Below are 16,988 nucleotides of genomic sequence, written 5' to 3' on the forward strand. Positions count from 1 at the left end.
GGCACTCATCATTGAATTGCAGAATGTACCATTGTGATACGATTAAATGCAACTATCAGCCCCGCTGATAAAAGCCACCTAGAACCCCACAAACACTATTTTGCACTTCGCTGGAGATGTCGTAATGCAGCCTTATATCTGGGCAATCGAAATTCTGGGCCAGTCTGGTCATAGCTTTCCCGTTTTATTCAACGAAAAAGGCGATTTACTTGATATTGGTGTAAGCGGTGTAGGAGCCGTTGCCCTATCAGATGATCAGCAACCCTACCTGAACGCTTGTGATGTCAGCGGCCAATGGGGTTACATCAATCACACGGGTCAGTGGGCCATTCCCCCTCAATACAGTGAAGCACGCATTTTCAGCCTGGAAGGCTATGCCCGTGTGTGCCAGAACAAACGCTGGGGCATGGTCAACACCCAGGGCAAACTGGTGGTTCCCTGCGAATACCCGCAACTGACAACAGCGGACCAGCACCTGTGCCTGGCGTTAACCGAGCAAGGCACCCTGCTGCTCATCGACCTGCAAAGCGGTGAAAAACAACCCCTACCTTCTGCTGTTTCGGAGCAGGCCAAAATCCATACCATCGGTGGCTTTGGCGCATATGGCCTGGCCCCCATCGTTTATCGGGAAAAGAGTAAAACCTACACCATTTATCTGAACCGCCAGGGTGAAAAAGCCATTGATGCCAGGCAGGGCCGGGGACATGCATTCACCCCTGATGGCATTGCCCGCTTTGAAGATGAAGCCTCCCGCCAGTTCGGTTTAATCAACGACAAGGGCGAATGGACCGTCAAACCCAACTACAGCTTCATGACGGACTTCAGCGAACAGGGGCTAGCCGTTACGTATTACAAACCCAGCGTGTGCCTGAATACCCAGGGCGAAATTATTTACGACAACCGGTATCACGCCTTCTCCCCGCAAGACCTCAACTGCGGGCTGATCCGCACTCACAATGGTTTTCTCAAACAGCCCGGGGGTGAAATGCATATCGAATTTGCGCCACTCGATATTGAATATGCCCACCCATTCTTTCAACACAGCGGCGTCACACTCATCTGCACCAAAGCTGCACGCTGGGGCCTGCTGACGCCCGAAGGGCAGACCATTTTCAAAGACCATTGGATAGAACCGCTGAGCAACCACGACAGCAGCAGGAACAACTACCACGAATTGGTCGGGAGCCTGCGGTTTTTGCCTGCTTTTATCACACATCAAAACACCATTGAATACGTTTTCCCGGACGGCTCGGCCATCGCCACACTTCACTTTGACCATGAACATGCCACATTAAAAAACGCTGCCGGGCAAATACTGAAAACCTACCCCATCGAACAGATGAAGCAACCCGGCCTGTTCTTTAACCGCGACGCCTGTCGCAACTTAAACTATACCAATGAGCAGTTACAGCAACTGATTGACACATTGCGCGCCGCACCGGCACGTGACTTCTGTTTTATTGACCATGTATTTGGCGGGGCACGCGAAGACGATACCGCAGATGAATATGCCATTGACGAAGACCTGGAACCTGAAGATATCCTCCACGGTGCGATCAAAACACTGGCCGTGAGCTACTACAGCGAAACCGACTGGTCCAGTTATCCGTTTTTGAGCGATCAAAGCGACCATGCCTTCAATGAAAACTACCAGCGACTGCAACAACAACTGGTACAGATTCTAGGGGAACCGGAGGAAGATGACGTGATTTTCAAGGGGGACTCCAGCCAGTCCAGCGCATGGCAAATGGATGATGAACGCTGGCTGGTGCTGTTATTTTTCAGTCAATATGGTGATGGCGACTTTCAGCATACGCTGTGCCTGTTTATTTGCGACACCTTTGATCATGGATGAAAAAGCGCCGCATGGCCTGCTGTACCGGAATTGATCCGGTACAGCAGAACATACCGTCAGACGATCAACGGATTCTCGCCAAGCCGCAGCATGTTGCAGTAAACATCTTCTTCCAGAAACTGTTTTTTCGATTCGGGATCAGCCTCCACACATAGCGGCTGAAATACCTCTGTCAGTTTTTGCTGTACGCCTGTGGCACGATCCAGCCGCATGGCTGCATGTTCCTGCCCATCGGTCTGAATTTGATTCATGCCCGACAGCACCAGATCAGCCTGAACATCGCCCATCACATGGATATGCTGACCAAACTCCACCAGCGATTCAGCCTGCACATTGCCACCAACCACCATGCCACAGTTATTCGAAGAGTTTGCGTATACATGCCCGGCATGAAAGTTACCGCTAATCACGCACCATGAATCATGCACAATCACATTGCCGGCCGTTACGTTGCCCAATACGATCAATGCGCCTTCTTCAACCTCGTGGCATGTTTCAAGCAGCCCTTTCACATGCAGATTGCCGTTCACAATCAGGCAATCGCATGAAGCTGCAAGTTCATCAAGCTCAAAATCACCATCACAAAAACGAATCTCAGCCGGGCGGTAATCATCCTCTTCAGACTCATGCGCCTGCAGCGCCACCTCTGCATCGTTCAATACGCTTCCCGCATGCTTTTTGATCAGTTCCTGTGCCTGTTCGTAACTCAATGTCGGCAATGCAATCAGCTCCATGTTACGTACACCTCACTTCTCATAACATCAACATACTTTTTGTGAAAAAAACCACCGGCAGAACAATACCTTCTGCCGGTGGTGTTCCAGATTTTATTGTAGCTTAATAGCGATAAGTGTCCGCTTTATACGGCCCCTGCTTGGACACGCCGATATATGCGGCCTGTTCATCGGTCAGCACCGTCAGGTTGACGCCCAGCTTGGAAAGCTGCAGGCGCGCCACATGCTCGTCCAAAATCTTGGGCAGCACATACACCTGCCCTGCCTTGTATGCATCGGGCTTGGTATACAGCTCAATCTGTGCCAGAGTCTGGTTGGCAAATGAAGAAGACATCACATAGCTTGGATGCCCGGTGGCGCAGCCCAGATTCACCAGACGGCCCTGTGCCAGCAGAATGATGCGTTTGCCATCGGGGAAAATCACATGGTCCACCTGCGGCTTGATTTCCTCCCACTTGCATTTGGAAAGGGATGCCACATCAATTTCATTGTCGAAGTGACCAATGTTGCACACAATGGCTTCATTCTTCATCTTCTCCATGTGCTCGTAGCGGATCACATCCTTGTTGCCGGTCGTGGTCACAAAAATATCGCCCTTGTCCGCGGCCTCTTCCATCGTCACCACTTTATAGCCTTCCATCGCGGCCTGCAGGGCACAAATCGGGTCAATCTCGGTTACCCATACCTGTGCCGAGAATGCACGCATGGCCTGTGCGCAGCCTTTGCCTACATCACCATAACCGCACACCACCGCAATCTTGCCGGCAATCATCACATCTGTGGCGCGTTTAATGCCATCCACCAGCGATTCGCGGCAGCCATACAGATTATCAAACTTGCTCTTGGTCACCGAATCGTTCACATTGATGGCGCGCAGCAGCAAAGTACCCTTGGCCGACATTTCATTGAGGCGATGCACCCCGGTAGTCGTTTCTTCGGTCACGCCGACAATCTTGGCCAGTTTGCGGCTGTACCAGTTGGCATCTTTCGCCAGTCGTGCTTTGATCGCTGCAAACAAAGCCTGCTCTTCCTCGCTTTTCGGGCTGGCAATCACAGCGGCATCTTTTTCTGCCCTGCTGCCCAGGTGCATCAGCAACGTGGCGTCGCCCCCGTCGTCCAGAATCATGTTCGGGCCTTCGTTTTCAGCGCCCTGGTCGCCAAACTCAAAAATACGGTGTGTGTATTCCCAGTATTCTGTCAGCGACTCGCCTTTCACCGCAAACACCGGCGTACCCTTGCCATCCGCGCCATTGGCCACAATGGCCGCAGCCGCATGGTCCTGCGTTGAATAAATATTGCATGAAGCCCAGCGCACCTGTGCACCCAGCGCCTGCAGTGTTTCAATCAGCACGGCAGTCTGAATCGTCATGTGCAGGCTGCCTGCAATGCGGGCACCCTTGAGCGGCTGTTTGGCGGCGTATTCTTCACGAATCGCCATCAGCCCGGGCATTTCCGTTTCAGCGATCTTAATTTCCTTGCGACCCCAGCCAGCCAGTTTTAAATCAGCAACAACGTGGTCTACAGTCACTTGTGGTTGTGCTACAGCATTCATTGATCAATCCTTTTATATTCAATTGATAACGCCCACCCGCAGCACAGCAGCAGCTTCGCTCACACCATGCCTGTTTATCAGGTGGGTGAGCGCCGTTTGTCATTTAAACGTATGAGATCTCCGAGCCTGGCCCCATCAACTGAAATACACACTCCAGCGCAAGGTCGCAACGCTCCTCGGAACAGCGTCTATTGTACTTGTTTTGTTATTTTTGAAAAAAATAGTCTGAAGATTATTCCTGCTTTCCTGCATTTCCATTTTTCCTGCACACATGAAGCCAGACCAAAATTCGCATCTGCACAATTAAACTCATTAGCCTACAAACACATTGATAGACAGATATTTCCATGGCAAAACCCGGCGTTACTTTTTGCATACGCACAACACACCACGTTTCTCTTTGCGAAACGGCGTTTCACTTTTTGCTCATGGTTTCCCCTATTTATAACTCCCCTGGCTTGGCTTCAAAATGTACCATCCGCCCGGCAAGTGCTCTGTTGAGCAAGTACAAGCCAGGCAGATCATGCTGCCAAGCCTTGGAGACAACCTTTTTATGGCTGAAGCAGTATGCAACCAGAATTGTGCTCTCATGCAGCGAAATGCAGTCTGAAGCACATTTCTATTAAAAATATTGATAACGAATAACTGAATCATCTACAGCAAAACATTGCATTGCACATAAGCGTCCTTAGCTTCACCGCTTCTGAACGCCCATGCGCATGGCATTTTATTGCTTTGTTGGACTCAGCTTATTTTTGACTAAAGAGTATTTTGATATGACAACAACCGCTCACAGCGCAGCAGAACTGAAAGCACAACAACGCGCAGAAACCAGAAAAAGCGTCAAAGCCATCGTTGCCAGTGCCACCGGCAATCTGGTCGAATGGTATGACTTTTACATCTATTCGTTTGCAGCAATCTACTTCTCATCGCAGTTTTTCCCAACGGGCAGCCAAACATCCCAATTGCTCAAAGCCGCCGCCGTATTCGGCATCGGCTTTGTCATGCGGCCAGTTGGTAGCTGGTTTTTCGGCCGTATCGCCGACCGCAAAGGCCGCAAGGCATCACTGCTGCTCTCGGTTGTTCTGATGTGTCTGGGCTCACTGGTCATTGCCATTCTTCCCACTTTCAGCACCCTGGAAAGCTGGGGAATCAACGGCCTTTGGGCAGCGGTATTCCTGACCCTGGCACGTATGCTGCAGGGCTTTTCCGCCGGTGGCGAATACGGTGCGACAGCCACCTACATGAGTGAAGTCGCCACTTCGCGCAACCGCGGTTTCCTGGCTTCGTTCCAATACGTCACGCTGATTGGCGGACAGTTGCTGGCCACACTGGTTCTGCTGGTACTGGGCCTGCTGCTGAGCAAAGAAGAAATGGTTGCCTGGGGCTGGCGTATTCCGTTCCTGATTGGTGCTGCCGCAGCACTGGTTGCACTGTATCTGCGCCGCAAGCTGCATGAAACCGCACCTTCCGACGCGCAGAAAAACAAAGAGGCTGGCACCATTAAAGGCCTGAGAAACTACAAAAAAGGCGTCATGCTGGTATTTTGCATTACCGCTGCCAGCTCGCTGTGTTTCTACACATACACCACCTACATGCAGAAGTTCCTGGTCAACACGGCTGGCATGGACCCGAATATCGTGCACATGATTTTCCCGGTTGTGCTGATTCTGTTCATGATCATGCAACCGTTTGTCGGGGCCTGGTCTGACCGTGTCGGCCGGCGCAACCACATCATCACGTTCGGTATTTTCATGGCCGTTGTCACCTATCCGGTTCTGACATTCCTGGGCCAGGGTCATTCACCCATTGTCACCACGCTGGTGCTGCTCATTCCAATGTTTGGCCTGAGTTTCTATACATCGATCAGCGGTATCTTCAAAGCAGAACTGTTCCCGCCGCACGTACGCGCTTTGGGCGTGGGCTTTCCCTATGCCATCGCCAATGCCATTTTCGGCGGTTCTGCCGAATACCTGGCGCTGCAATTCAAAGACTGGAACATCCCCAGCGTGTTCTACGTCTACGTTGTCTGCATGGCCATCATGGTCACCTTCATGGGCTTCCTGATGCCGGATTCACGTAAACGGGGTGCCAAGGGTATCGCGCAAGACTTGAGCATGCACGAACACCACCCGCAGCACAACACACCCACGCATACAGAACCCAGCACGAGCGCCGGTTTAACCCGCGCCTAAGCTGACGAACCGATTCTTCCTTCCTGATGACCACGGCATTTCACCATGCCGTGGTTTTTTTATGCCTCATCCACACAGGTTATTTTCAACCCCCAGTCCGATACAATAACGTCTTCATCACCAATACGCATTGCCAAAGCGCCTCATGGAATTACAGTTTTTAGGCACCAGTGCCGGCGTTCCCACGCTCAGGCGCAACGTCACCAGCATTGCACTCAACCTGCTCAAAGAGCAACAGGGCATCTGGCTGTTTGACTGCGGCGAAGGTACACAACACCAGATCATGCGCAGCGGGTTGAATCCGCAAAAAATTGAACAGATATTTATTACCCACATGCATGGCGACCACATCCTGGGATTGCCAGGGCTGCTGACCAGCCGTTCCATGTCCACCGGTCCGCAGCCGCTCACCGTATATGGCCCGCCAGGCATACGCCGCTATCTGGAAACGGTACTGGAAATGACCGCTTCTTACCTGACCTACCCGTTGACCATCAACGAAATACAGCCAGGCACCATCATGCAGCAGCCACAATTCACCGTGCACGCCGCACATCTGGAACACCGTGTGGAATGCTTTGGTTACCGCATTGAACAGTCTGCATTGCCTGGCGCATTGGATGCCGGCAAACTCCAGCGCGACAGTATTCCCAGCGGCCCCCATCTGCAACAGCTCAAAAACGGACAAACCATCACCCTGCCTGACGGGCGCATCATTAACGGCCAGGACTACATTCACCCGGCAACACCGGGCAAAATCATCACCATCATGGGAGATACCGCGCCAGCCCCGCAGGCCGTGACACTGGCGCGCCATGCCGACATTCTGGTACACGAAGCCACGCTGGAAGCCGCTTTTTCCGAAAAAGCCAATGAACGCGGACACGCCACCACCACGCAGGCTGCACAGTTTGCCAAAGACTGCCAGGCAAAACAACTGATCATCACGCACATCAGCGCCCGTTACCACCAGATGGACGAACCCCGTTTGCTGGAAGAATGCCGTGCCATATTCCCGGCCACGGTAATGGCGCATGATCTGGAAACATTCCCCGTCAACTGAAATCCATTCAGTTGAACACACCTCATTGCCGCACTGGCAACAGCAAGCCTTAAAACAACAAGGGGGCTTGTGGCCCCCTTGTTGTCTCTCATCTGCTCGCGTGTCTTACCACTGCCAGCCCAGCCCAAGCTGGAACTCATAACGCTCAAAGCTCTCTGAGCCTCTCTGCGCTCCCACATGGCCCCACACACTCAGCCTGTCTGTGACCTGGCCCTGTAAGCCGATCTTGACTTCCCCTACGTTCTTCCCAATGTCACTGCTGACCTGGTACCCGTTCAGGCTCACGCCGCTGTCCAGGTTGTTGTGCAGCCAGTTGGCTTCGATGAATGGGTTGACACCATGCTGCCCGGGCGCATTCTGCCCATACAGCCGCGCTCCCAGCCGGGTCTGGATGCCACTGCCTTTGTTGCTGCTGTACCAGGTGCCGTGGCTGTCGTAGAAGTCGTCTGCATCAACATGGGTGTAGATGAGCTGGGCATGGGGCTCGAGTATCCACGAGCGGCCATTCTCCTGCTGGCTGAGTTCAAACCCGTAGCCGATTTCTCCTGACAGCGCATACCCGGTGCTGTCGTATTTGGTGGTGCTGTATTGCGCTGCGCCACTGAGTTTGTTGTCGTACCACGCATAGTAGGCCCAGACGTCGGCAAACAGGCCTACGTTGTTGTCGGGCAGCCAGCTGCCATAAACACCTACCTGATAGCCGTTGACTTTGCCGTCGGCACTGGTGCCGGTTTGTCTGGATTTGTTGTCGATGTCACTATGCCCATAGCCGGCGTATACGCCTGCCACCAGGTTGTCCTGCTGGATCAGGTCAGCACCGATTTGCAGCAGTCCGGTTTTGATGGTGACTTCCTGTTTGCCGTTCAGGATGTCGCTTTGGGCACGGTTGTAGTTGCTGCGCATCCAGATGGTCTGGTCGGGCGAGCGGGTGCTGTCGCGACGGTCCAGGATGTTCTGGTTGAACATGGTGGCTGCTGCATACTGGTTGCCCAGGTAGGAGCCGATGTTAGGGTTCCACAGGGCGCGGTTGGCCCAGTCCCACCACCAGTTGTTGTTGCTGCTGGTGGTGTCGTAGTTTTGCAGGTGCCAGTGGCTTTCGTTGCCGGGCAGTGTGCCTTGTACGAGGATGTATTCAAAGGCGCCGTAGGTAACCGGTGCATCGAGTACGAAGCTGCCGGCATCCTGGGTGCCCATGACTTCGACGATTTTGATGCCGTCATCAATGGTGAGGCCTCCGGTGCTGCCGATCATGGGGTTGACGATGATGCGGGTGGCACCACTGCCCATTTGTACGTTGTCTACCACCAGAACGTCGCTTAAGCTGTTAACACCACCTTCGTTGAGGTGGGTGTCGACAATGAGGCTGCCGCCATTGGAGATGTAGAGGCCGCCGCCATCGGTGCCGGGGGTGGTGCCCCCGGTGATGACGAGTACATCACCTGCCAGTCCATTGGCGCTGAGGTCAATGGTGCCGGCGTTCTCGAAGCGGTTGAGGTTAAGCAACTGCCCGTGCACAATACCTGCATTGCTGCTGCTGAGGGCACCTGCCGGTATGTATTCACCGGTGGTCACGGTGGTGGTTTCACCGCTGACAGCAGCCAGCCGCAGGGTGCCGGTGGCGGTGTTGATGTAGGTGTCATTGCCAGCGCCAAAGTCGCTGACGGCAACGGCTTTGGTGTCGCGTACGCCATCTCCATCGGTGTCGGCAAAGTTCCTCAGGTTCCAGCTGTTGGAGCTGTTGTTGGTGAAGGTGGTGTCTTCTGCACCGCCTCTGAGGTAGCCGGTGATGGTGCCGTCGTTGGTGATGCTCAGGGTGCTGCCCGCAGGTGCTGAGGAGAGGACAGCAAGGTCACTCATCGCATCGATTTCGCCGGCATTGTTCAGGGTGTAGCTGCCTATGCCGGTGCCGGTTCCGGTGAGTTGTACGCCGCCCAGCAGGCCGCCATGGACTTGCGCTCCTGAGGCAATGTCGATTTGCCCGGTGCCGTTGCTTCTGATTTGCAGGCCCAGGACGCCTTCGGTGGCGTCAACAATGGCGCCAGAGCCCAGGTTGATGTAGGCCTGTACGCTGCTGTTGGTGCTGCCTCTGTCCCATGCGGCGATGCCGATGGCGTTGCCGCCACCCGTGTTGGTGCCTACCACCTTGATGGTGCCGTTGCTGAACTCGACTTCTGTCTTGCCGCTGTTGCTGCCCGCATCAATACCATGGTTGTGCGTGGTGGCCGTGGCCTGGCCGGTAGTAATGTTACCGCTGGCGGTTACCAATACGTCTCCCGTATTGGCCGCAACATAAATCCCGCGCCCATCTGCCGCAGTGATATCGCCGGTGTTGGTAATGGTGATATCTCCGGTCCCAACACTTCCACCATATATGCCGTTTGCATTTGTCCCCTGAGTGGACAATGTGCCGGAGTTAAAAATTTCAATATTGCCCGACGAAGCGGCATTATCAGAAAATGCCGCATGAATGGCCGTTGAATTTGTAGAAGTACCGTCCGCAGCCAGCCCAGTACTGATGTTGGTACCGTTATTGGTAATGGTGATATTCCCTGAGGAAGCCCCATAGCGTTGCAAAACCACAATACCATAGTTGGCACCCGCCGTGGCTGCCACTGCCGGGTCCACCAGGTTGATTTCTCCGCCATTGGTCGTCACATTGATATTGACATTGGATGCGCCTGTGTACTGGCTCTGAATATCGATACCGTCACTGTTACCGTTTTTCAGCGTCATCACTGTATCGGTCATCGTCACATCAATATCGCCCGACGCTGCATTGGTTAGTGCGAAGATGCCATGGCTGTCATAGCCTGCGGTTTCAAAAGTGCCGCCGGTCTGCTCAATGAGCATGCCGTCGCTGGCAACCCCGGCATTGTTGATACGAGCATAAACGGCGTGTGCTGATTGCCCGGACGTGGTAATAGCACTGTCCGTATTAGAAACAGTGATCTTCCCCTGTGCGGAGGTGGCATAAATGCCATGCGCGCCGGTACCTGTTGTGGTAATCGTGCCATCCAGGTTCGTTGCTGAAGCCGTTCCCCCTGCCGTTGTGGTATTGCTGACATACATGCCATGGCTGCCAGTGCCGCTGGTTGTCAGCGTTCCGGCATTATTTTCCACCAGTGCATTGCCACTGGCACCCGAACTGGCCGCATAAAGCGCAACCGCATTATCACCACCTGTGGTCACCGTGCCGGTTTCATAACTCACCGTCGCATTGCCATTGGCTCCCGCACTGGTCAAAGCAACCATGCCATGGCTGTAAACACTGGTACCTGCATTGTTGGTGGCCGTTGTTGTGATATTGCCTGAGCCGCCTACAAACACATCCCCATCGCCCAGATGTGCCGCATGAACACCTGTCGCGCGGTTGGCGCCATCGGTTGTGATATCTCCATTGGCAATCACCGTAATGTCACCGGTTGCCCCGGCACTTTTCACGACATAAATGGCATCTGTCCGCTCAGTGTCACTGTCGGCCGTATTGGTCCCTTCGGATGTAATCGAAGCCCCCGCTTCGTGACGCACCAGAATATCACCGCTTCCGGTAGAGTTCACCCGGATGCCTGAGGTATCGTTGCCTCTTACCGTGATATTGCCGCTGTTCACCACCTCAATCGCATTGGCGTTATTTTGCACATTGACAAATACGCCATGCGCTTTCACACCAAAAGTGTTAATGCTGCCAGCCACCAAAACGCCAACATCTCCGACAGATGCAGAAACACCGCCATCTGTACCCGTTCCCCCTGTGCCAACCTCAATCCCATAGGCATTGTTGCCGGCAGTTTGAATATTGTCACCCAGGTGTCTGACAATGACGTCACCAGAACCATACTGCCTGGCCAAAATACCGCGGTTCCCCGAACCGCCCGTGCCTGTCGTCTGTATCGTGCCGCCTAACGTAATATCCACATTACCAGTAGCCTGTGAATGCGTGATGGCGCCATAAATACCTTCTGCCAACGTATTGCCATGCGTTGTAATGCGTCCCCCCGCGTTCACAATCACATTGCCGCTGCTGGCCACACCACCGTATGATTCGCTGCCCATATAGGCATGAATGCCTTCGGCCTGAACACCATTGGAGATAATCGTGCTGTTCGTGCCGGTTGTCACAATGATATCGCCGGTGGTCGCCCCTGATGCCTGCTCAGCGCGAATACCGGCAGCATCATAACCCGCAGCCTCGATCGTGCTGTTGTTGACGTTCACATTAACTTCACCGTTATTGCCTCTGGCAAATATGCCATTGGCACTTGTACCTGAGGTCGTAATCGACGTGTTGGAAATATCCACAACCGCTTCTTGCGAGCTCACCTTAATGCCATTGTTGCTGTCGCCCGAAACAACCAGGTCAACAGAGGAACCATCAATAATCACCTCTGCTCTGTTGCTTGCATCTGCCCAAATGGCATTGCCGCCATTGGTCTCAATACGCCCTTGTCCATGGTGAATGATGCTGCTGTTCACACCATGCGTTTCCAAACCATCGGCAGTGGTCATACCGGCATGGTTGACATTGATATCCAACCGGTCATTCACAACGATGGATGCATCACCACCACTGCCATAGTTACCCATCACCAATATGGCTGTGTCGTTGGCTGTATTATTCAGCGTGACCGAGTTTGTACCATTAAGCACCAATGAAGCGCCTTCACCACGCACAAGAATGCCATGCCCACTCGCTGCGCCTGTTATGCTGCTGTCATTCAACGTCAGTGTGGCTTGCGCCTCTCCACCTGCAATTGAAGTCCCCTGAACATAGATAGGCACCGTCAGGCCCGTTTCATCATAGTTCAATACTTCATTGGCGGTACTTTGCTCACAATAACGTATCCCACCGGAAGTTGTGCAGGTTGCCGCAAATGCCGGTGCCAGGCTCAATGCCAGGCCAGCGCCAACAACCAACCCGCCCAGATACTTGAAAGTGCCATGCGCACTTTCCTTCTCTTTGATTGTTGCCGTTACTTTCAGCGTCTTACTTTTTGATTGACCTTTTACCAGCTCCGAGGCTACGACCCACTGCCCTAACGTCTGGTTCCATACTGTTTTATGCACTTTGTTCATTTATGCCCTCATTCTTTATTGCACTTCTTATTTACATCATTCAGGCACCCAAAGTGCCCCTCCCGAACCATATCAAGGGGGTCTCCGAACTGTCTATTCAGAGTTCGTTAAAAATTTCACACTTTCTGTTTTTATTCGCCTCTCAGTTGTAGCTAACAAACACGGCTCATCACAACTTGATTTTTTAATTTATTTATGGTCTAAAAAACTCATCCCCTTTGCGACTGATCTGCACCCACTTAACGGCATCCAACCAATCCGGCAGTTAAAAAAGAACAAGGGGGCTTGTGGCCCCCTTGTTGTTACTCTCTCATCTGCTCGCGTGTCTTACCACTGCCAGCCCAGCCCAAGCTGGAACTCATAACGCTCAAAGCTCTCTGAGCCTCTCTGCGCTCCCACATGGCCCCACACACTCAGCCTGTCTGTGACCTGGCCCTGTAAGCCGATCTTGACTTCCCCTACGTTCTTCCCAATGTCACTGCTGACCTGGTACCCGTTCAGGCTCACGCCGCTGTCCAGGTTGTTGTGCAGCCAGTTGGCTTCGATGAATGGGTTGACACCATGCTGCCCGGGCGCATTCTGCCCATACAGCCGCGCTCCCAGCCGGGTCTGGATGCCACTGCCTTTGTTGCTGCTGTACCAGGTGCCGTGGCTGTCGTAGAAGTCGTCTGCATCAACATGGGTGTAGATGAGCTGGGCATGGGGCTCGAGTATCCACGAGCGGCCATTCTCCTGCTGGCTGAGTTCAAACCCGTAGCCGATTTCTCCTGACAGCGCATACCCGGTGCTGTCGTATTTGGTGGTGCTGTATTGCGCTGCGCCACTGAGTTTGTTGTCGTACCACGCATAGTAGGCCCAGACGTCGGCAAACAGGCCTACGTTGTTGTCGGGCAGCCAGCTGCCATAAACACCTACCTGATAGCCGTTGACTTTGCCGTCGGCACTGGTGCCGGTTTGTCTGGATTTGTTGTCGATGTCACTATGCCCATAGCCGGCGTATACGCCTGCCACCAGGTTGTCCTGCTGGATCAGGTCAGCACCGATTTGCAGCAGTCCGGTTTTGATGGTGACTTCCTGTTTGCCGTTCAGGATGTCGCTTTGGGCACGGTTGTAGTTGCTGCGCATCCAGATGGTCTGGTCGGGCGAGCGGGTGCTGTCGCGACGGTCCAGGATGTTCTGGTTGAACATGGTGGCTGCTGCATACTGGTTGCCCAGGTAGGAGCCGATGTTAGGGTTCCACAGGGCGCGGTTGGCCCAGTCCCACCACCAGTTGTTGTTGCTGCTGGTGGTGTCGTAGTTTTGCAGGTGCCAGTGGCTTTCGTTGCCGGGCAGTGTGCCTTGTACGAGGATGTATTCAAAGGCGCCGTAGGTAACCGGTGCATCGAGTACGAAGCTGCCGGCATCCTGGGTGCCCATGACTTCGACGATTTTGATGCCGTCATCAATGGTGAGGCCTCCGGTGCTGCCGATCATGGGGTTGACGATGATGCGGGTGGCACCACTGCCCATTTGTACGTTGTCTACCACCAGAACGTCGCTTAAGCTGTTAACACCACCTTCGTTGAGGTGGGTGTCGACAATGAGGCTGCCGCCATTGGAGATGTAGAGGCCGCCGCCATCGGTGCCGGGGGTGGTGCCCCCGGTGATGACGAGTACATCACCTGCCAGTCCATTGGCGCTGAGGTCAATGGTGCCGGCGTTCTCGAAGCGGTTGAGGTTAAGCAACTGCCCGTGCACAATACCTGCATTGCTGCTGCTGAGGGCACCTGCCGGTATGTATTCACCGGTGGTCACGGTGGTGGTTTCACCGCTGACAGCAGCCAGCCGCAGGGTGCCGGTGGCGGTGTTGATGTAGGTGTCGTTGCCAGCGCCAAAGTCGCTGACGGCAACGGCTTTGGTGTCGCGTACGCCATCTCCATCGGTGTCGGCAAAGTTTCTCAGGTTCCAGCTGTTGGAGCTGTTGTTGGTGAAGGTGGTGTCTTCTGCACCGCCTCTGAGGTAGCCGGTGATGGTGCCGTCGTTGGTGATGCTCAGGGTGCTGCCCGCAGGCGCTGAGGAGAGGACAGCAAGGTCACTCATCGCATCGATTTCGCCGGCATTGTTCAGGGTGTAGGTGCCTATGCCGGTGCCGGTGCCGGTGAGTTGTACGCCGCCCAGCAGGCCGCCATGGACTTGCGCTCCTGAGGCAATGTCGATTTGCCCGGTGCCGTTGCTTCTGATTTGCAGCCCCAGTACGCCTTCGGTGGCGTCAACAATGGCGCCAGCACCCAGGTTGATGTAGGCTTGTACACTGCTGTTGGTGCTGCCTCTGTCCCATGCAGCGATGCCGATGGCGTTGCCGCCACCCGTGTTGGTGCCCACCACCTTGATGGTGCCGTTGCTGAACTCGACTTCTGTCTGACCACTGTTGCTGCCTGCATCAATACCATGGTTGTGCGTGGTGGCGGTGGCCTGGCCGGTAGTAATGTTACCGCTGGCCGTTACCAGTACGTCTCCCGTATCAGCCGTGACATGAATGCCTCTGGCATCCAACGTGGTGATATTTCCGGTAGCACCTTGAAGCACTTTAAGCTCATCGGTTCCCACAGAATTCACACGAATACCGTCAGCGTCGGCACCGTCAGTTTGAATGGATCCGGTATTGCTCACTTCAACCGCCCCACCCGTGCCTGACAGGGGACTGGCCGAAACATAAATGCCCCGTGAAGTGCTTCCTGTCGTTGTAATCTGACCGGCATTGCTGACTTGAGTCAGACCCGAACTGCGGGCATCTGCAAAAATGCCATGTGCTTCATTGCCCTGTGTTTCAATCACCCCTGTACTGCTGCTGGTCACATCGATGGTGCTGTTCGCATTGTCCCTTTGGTATATATAAACAGCATGAGCGCCGGTTCCAAGTGTATTGATCTCATCGTTATTCATCACCGTTACAGCGCTGTCTGCAGCGTTTGTTTGTCTGGCATATATTCCGTAAGAATAACTACCTTGCGTTTCAACCTGCGCATTGTTGGTGACACCCATCGTACCGTTATCTACCAACTGATTCACACCAATGCCATAAGCATTCCCACCGCCTGTAGTCTTGATATCACCCTGATTCTGTACTGTAATTGAGCCACTTGCAGTACTGACCATCTGCGAAACATCAATACCAAAAGAAACCAGCCCGCTGGTTGTAATTTTGCCGCTGTTAATAACGGTTGCGGTATTTGTGACACTCCCTGCTTGATCAGTCCTAATCCCATCCGATTCAAAACTGGTGGTGACAATATCCGCACTGTTGCTAATCCAGGACTCACTGCTCGTCCCGGTCTGCTGGTTGGTATAAATACCATAGCTGTTCGGGCCTGATATCGTGATATTACCCGTATTGGTAATTTCAGCTTTAGGCGATTCAATCAATATGGCATGGCCATTGTACCCGTTGGTCTGAATCGTTCCCCCATTGTTAATGACGGCCTGGGCAGAACCACTTCCCACATGGATACCGTAAATTTTGCCACCAGAAGTGGAAGTACTGCCAATCACCTGAATGAAAGTGCCAGCGTCAGTCGTGATGGTCACCCCCTTGACACCAACCACTCTGGCTCCGGCACCATTCCCGCTTGTGCTGTTCACCAGAATCTGGCTGCTGGTGCCACTCCCGGCCTGTAAATGCAGAGAGCTGTAGCCATTGAATGACTCCAGCAAAATACCTTCGGTACGCCCCGCTGTTCCTGTCAGCGTAATCTGTGCGTTACTGGTGATTGTACCGGTAGCATCCGTTGTATCGGTACGCAAGTACAATCCGCTGGTATTGACCGATGCCCCGGTTTTGGTCATCGTTACATTGTCCACATTCAAGGTAACAGAACCATAATCCTGCGGCGTAATCCCTCCGTTATTACCTGCCATACTGATCATCGAAGGCCAGTCTATTGGCAATGTGGCCGCATCACCATTAATGGTCACATTAGACACATTGAGCGTTTTGGGACCGGTTGCCCCTGCACCACTGACTTCAATGATCGGCGCATTAATCGTCGTATTGGCTCCGTCGCACGTTGACACTGCCCCTACAGTTGTACAAATACCAGCAGGCGTTGCAGCCCATGCAACAGCCGAAGGCAACAACGCCAATGCACTCAGCGCCAGTATGCTGACAGCACTTTTACTCTTTCTATGCCCCTTAACCAATTCAGAAACAACCACCCACTGTCCTGAAGCCTGATTCCATACCGTTTTATGGACTTTATTCATTATGATGCTCCTCGGTTTGCCGCTCTCTTGTTCAAATAGCCCGGTGCATAAAGCAAGCACCTATTTGCACAATATCAATGGCTTGGGAGATCTGTCCAATGGGAAAGTGTGAAATAATTCACACTTTTAAAATTTATCAACTTTACTATTGTGGTTATTACAACGAACCTCAGCTAAACAAAATCATCTAAATAAGTTGGCGGTTTATTTATTACAGAGCCTGCAGTTCAAGCGAGTTGGCAGCAGCTTTCTCTTACTTAGCTGAAGCGTGGATAGA

General features: G+C 53.3%; 7 protein-coding genes and 1 riboswitch. Of the genes, 3 read left to right on the forward strand and 4 right to left on the reverse strand.

The genetic code is table 11. The annotated features are described in order from the left end of the window. Positions 1-124: 124 nt before the first annotated feature. Positions 125-1,855, forward strand: coding sequence for a WG repeat-containing protein (locus tag AACY98_RS14955; RefSeq protein WP_339806313.1), 1,731 nt, complete (start codon positions 125-127; stop codon positions 1,853-1,855). A gap of 56 nt (positions 1,856-1,911) precedes the next feature. Here the strand turns inward: AACY98_RS14955 and AACY98_RS14960 are convergent, their stop codons facing one another. Continuing rightward, positions 1,912-2,589 carry a polymer-forming cytoskeletal protein gene (locus tag AACY98_RS14960; protein WP_339806315.1) on the reverse strand — a complete coding sequence of 226 codons (678 nt, stop codon included), beginning with the start codon at positions 2,587-2,589 and terminating at the stop codon, positions 1,912-1,914. A gap of 103 nt (positions 2,590-2,692) precedes the next feature. Next, complete coding sequence (gene ahcY, locus AACY98_RS14965; protein WP_339806317.1) at positions 2,693-4,141, reverse strand: adenosylhomocysteinase; 1,449 nt, start codon at positions 4,139-4,141, stop codon at positions 2,693-2,695. 80 nt (positions 4,142-4,221) lie between these two features. Further along, positions 4,222-4,325: riboswitch (S-adenosyl-L-homocysteine riboswitch) on the reverse strand. A gap of 592 nt (positions 4,326-4,917) precedes the next feature. On the opposite strand from ahcY, the gene AACY98_RS14970 reads away from it, so the two are divergent. Both AACY98_RS14970 and rnz read left to right on the forward strand, forming a co-directional pair. Then, the gene (locus tag AACY98_RS14970) at positions 4,918-6,336 is read left to right on the forward strand and encodes an MFS transporter (protein WP_339806318.1); all 1,419 of its coding nucleotides are present in this window, start codon (positions 4,918-4,920) and stop codon (positions 6,334-6,336) included. Positions 6,337-6,481: 145 nt separating this feature from the next. Beyond that, a complete protein-coding gene (rnz, locus tag AACY98_RS14975; protein ID WP_339806320.1) occupies positions 6,482-7,399 on the forward strand; it encodes a ribonuclease Z in 918 nt (305 codons plus the stop codon). Positions 7,400-7,504: 105 nt separating this feature from the next. Here the strand turns inward: rnz and AACY98_RS14980 are convergent, their stop codons facing one another. Both AACY98_RS14980 and AACY98_RS14985 read right to left on the reverse strand, forming a co-directional pair. Beyond that, positions 7,505-12,472 (reverse strand): autotransporter outer membrane beta-barrel domain-containing protein, encoded by a 4,968-nt coding sequence (locus AACY98_RS14980; RefSeq protein ID WP_339806321.1) that lies wholly within the window; start codon positions 12,470-12,472, stop codon positions 7,505-7,507. Positions 12,473-12,799: 327 nt separating this feature from the next. Then, a complete protein-coding gene (locus tag AACY98_RS14985) occupies positions 12,800-16,711 on the reverse strand; it encodes an autotransporter outer membrane beta-barrel domain-containing protein (protein WP_339806323.1) in 3,912 nt (1,303 codons plus the stop codon). Positions 16,712-16,988: the final 277 nt, after the last annotated feature.

Source organism: Saezia sanguinis (genome assembly GCF_963921665.1).
GTDB classification, from domain to species: Bacteria; Pseudomonadota; Gammaproteobacteria; order Burkholderiales; family Burkholderiaceae_C; genus Saezia; species Saezia sanguinis.

Bases quoted from the DNA above. Each gene is read 5' to 3' on its own strand.
- AACY98_RS14980 (WP_339806321.1), bottom strand. From the start codon at position 12,472: ATGAACAAAGTGCATAAAACAGTATGGAACCAGACGTTAGGGCAGTGG.
- AACY98_RS14970 (WP_339806318.1), top strand. From the start codon at position 4,918: ATGACAACAACCGCTCACAGCGCAGCAGAACTGAAAGCACAACAACGC.
- rnz (WP_339806320.1), top strand. From the start codon at position 6,482: ATGGAATTACAGTTTTTAGGCACCAGTGCCGGCGTTCCCACGCTCAGG.
- ahcY (WP_339806317.1), bottom strand. From the start codon at position 4,141: ATGAATGCTGTAGCACAACCACAAGTGACTGTAGACCACGTTGTTGCT.
- AACY98_RS14955 (WP_339806313.1), top strand. From the start codon at position 125: ATGCAGCCTTATATCTGGGCAATCGAAATTCTGGGCCAGTCTGGTCAT.
- AACY98_RS14960 (WP_339806315.1), bottom strand. From the start codon at position 2,589: ATGGAGCTGATTGCATTGCCGACATTGAGTTACGAACAGGCACAGGAA.
- AACY98_RS14985 (WP_339806323.1), bottom strand. From the start codon at position 16,711: ATGAATAAAGTCCATAAAACGGTATGGAATCAGGCTTCAGGACAGTGG.